Source organism: Haloferula sargassicola (assembly GCF_040362925.1).
Lineage (GTDB): Bacteria > Verrucomicrobiota > Verrucomicrobiia > Verrucomicrobiales > Akkermansiaceae > Haloferula > Haloferula sargassicola.
Window position 1 is genome coordinate 1 of record NZ_BAABRI010000042.1, and the last position, 2,900, is coordinate 2,900.

Here is a 2,900-nt window from a genome sequence, read left to right on the forward strand (position 1 = left end):
AAAGGGGCTCTGACACCTTGTAGGCACAGGGTTTCAGGTTCTATTTCACTCCGCTCACAGCGGTTCTTTTCACCTTTCCCTCACGGTACTGGTTCACTATCGGTCGCCAACGAGTATTTAGCCTTGGAGGGTGGTCCCCCCATCTTCACACACCGTTTCACGTGTGGTGTGTTACTTGCACCTAGCCAGCTCGGATTTCGCGCACGGGGGTCTCACCCTCTATGCCGCGTCGTTCCAAACGCTTACACTATCGTCGCTGGTCACTAATGGTTGGGCTGGTCCGCGTTCGCTCGCCACTACTTACGGAATCTCGGTTGATTTCTTTTCCTCCGGTTACTGAGATGTTTCACTTCACCGGGTATCGCGTGCCCTTCCCTATTTTGTTCAGGAAGGGACGACGGAGCTCTAACTCCGCCAGGTTACCCCATTCGGAAATCTCCGGATCAAAGCCAATTTGCGGCTCCCCGAAGCTTATCGCAGCTTATCACGTCCTTCATCGCCTGTTGGCACCAAGGCATTCACTCTGTGCCCTTTAAAGCTTGATTCCAGTTTCTTTGAAATCAGCTCCTTGGTTCTTTCGTTGGACCTGACGCAAGGTTGTCACGTCAGAGTCCTGCCGTATTCAATTCGCTCGAGCTCGGTCATCGACCTCACTCAAGGAGTTGGGTATAAAATCGAGTATTTCCAAGAACCGCGCAAGAAACACCATATGCTTTCAGTGAAGCGTATTTATTTCTGTCGCAGTCAGGAAAAACTTTAATTTCTCCATGTGGATGTCAAAGAGCGGGAAATTCCTCCCAGTTGAAGCTCTGGTTTCTTCCGGATCGAGGGTCGGAGGGTAAAGATGGTGGGCCAGACAGGACTTGAACCTGTGACCCCACGCTTATCAAGCGTGTGCTCTAACCAACTGAGCTACAGGCCCCTATTGGTGCAAAAGCTGAAACCCTGAAATACTGAAAAGCTGAAACCTCTCTTCGAGGCGCTTTCCGGTATCGCGGGCTTTACGAAATTCCAGCTTTTCAGCTTTTTCGTGTTTCAGCTTTCGCCAGTTGGTGGAGGTAACCGGATTCGAACCGATGACATCCTGCTTGCAAAGCAGGCGCTCTACCAACTGAGCTATACCCCCCGGTCAACCTTGGTCGTGGTGGGCAGGTCTTTCAGACCCACCCGCACAACCGGGAAGGGAACGGAAAAGATCGAATCGCGCGCCGCACGTTCGCACGGCCCCTTTCGGGCCGATCTTGAAATACAAGGGTTGGTGCGAGTGAGCCGAACTCACTCTCACAAGCATCTGATTTACATCGGGGATGCTTGTGCCGACCTTCGGTCAGGGTGTTTCGAAAAACACCTGCCGATTTCTCCTTAGAAAGGAGGTGATCCAGCCGCAGGTTCCCCTACGGCTACCTTGTTACGACTTCATCCCAGTTACCAGCTTCACCTTAGGACCTATACAGATACTTCGGGTGCTACCGGCTTCCATGATGTGACGGGCGGTGTGTACAAGACCCGGGAACGTATTCACGGCGCCGTAGCTGATGCGCCATTACTAGCGATTCCAACTTCATGGAGGCGAGTTGCAGCCTCCAATCCGAACTGGGCCCAGTTTTAACGGATTTCCTCCACCTCACGGTATCGGTTCCAATTGTACTGGGCATTGTAGTACGTGTGCAGCCCTGGGCGTAAGGGCCATACTGACCTGACGTCGTCCCCACCTTCCTCCCAGTTGATCTGGGCAGTCTGATTAGAGTCCCCACCCGAAGTGCTGGCAACTAATCACAGGGGTTGCGCTCGTTGCGGGACTTAACCCAACATCTCACGACACGAGCTGACGACGGCCATGCAGCACCTGTGCAAGGTGTCCGAAGACTCACTGCCTTTCAGCAGCTTAGCAATGCATGTCAAGCCCAGGTAAGGTTCTTCGCGTTGCATCGAATTAAGCCACATACTCCACCGCTTGTGCGGGTCCCCGTCAATTTCTTTGAGTTTTAGTCTTGCGACCGTACTCCCCAGGCGGTGCGCTTAACGCGTTAGCTCCGGCACAAGGGGGGTCGAAACCCCTCACACCAAGCGCACACCGTTTACTGCCAGGACTACAGGGGTATCTAATCCCTTTCGCTCCCCTGGCCTTCGAGCCTCAGCGTCAGTAAATGTCCAGTAGCTTGCCTTCGCCATAAGTGTTCCTCTCGATATCCACGCATTTCACTGCTACACCGAGAATTCCAGCTACCCCTCCATTACTCTAGCAAAGCAGTATCGGGTGCAGTTCCGGGGTTGAGCCCCGGGATTTCACACCTGACTTACCTTGCCGCCTACGCTCCCTTTACGCCCAGTGATTCCGAACAACGCTCGGGACCTTCGTATTACCGCGGCTGCTGGCACGAAGTTAGCCGTCCCTTCCTCTTTCGATACTATCAACCCTGTCGGCTATTCACCGCCAGGTCTTGCTCTCAAATGACAGGAGTTTACAATCCGAAGACCTTCATCCTCCACGCGGCGTTGCACCATCAGGGTTTCCCCCATTGTGAATTATTCTCGACTGCTGCCACCCGTAGGTGTCTGGACCGTGTCTCAGTTCCAGTGTGCCTGATCATCCTCTCAAACCAGGTACCCGTCGTCGCCTTGGTGAGCCGTTACCTCACCAACAAGCTGATAGGACGCGAGCCAATCCTGCAGCGGCAGCTAAAAGCCACCTTTATCCTTGCGGAAACCATGGGGTATTAATCCGCCTTTCGGCGGGCTATCCCCCACTGCAGGGCATGTCACTCACGTGTTACTCACCCGTGCGCCACTAGGAACTTCTCTAGCAAGCTATCAAAGTCCCCCGTACGACTTGCATGTCTTAAACACGCCGCCAGCGTTCGTTCTGAGCCAGAATCAAACTCTCCGTAAAAAACGTAGCT

Annotated in this window: 2 tRNA genes and 2 rRNA genes; all 4 read right to left on the reverse strand. The window is 53.6% G+C overall.

The features are described 5' to 3' along the window. A 23S ribosomal RNA gene (locus tag ABXH26_RS20420) occupies positions 1-545 on the reverse strand; the annotation flags it as partial. Positions 546-845: 300 nt separating this feature from the next. Further along, positions 846-922 (reverse strand) — tRNA-Ile (locus ABXH26_RS20425). 128 nt (positions 923-1,050) lie between these two features. Beyond that, positions 1,051-1,126 (reverse strand) — tRNA-Ala (locus tag ABXH26_RS20430). 240 nt (positions 1,127-1,366) lie between these two features. Then, positions 1,367-2,890: ribosomal RNA gene (locus ABXH26_RS20435) — 16S ribosomal RNA — on the reverse strand. Between the last annotated feature and the right edge of the window lie 10 nt (positions 2,891-2,900).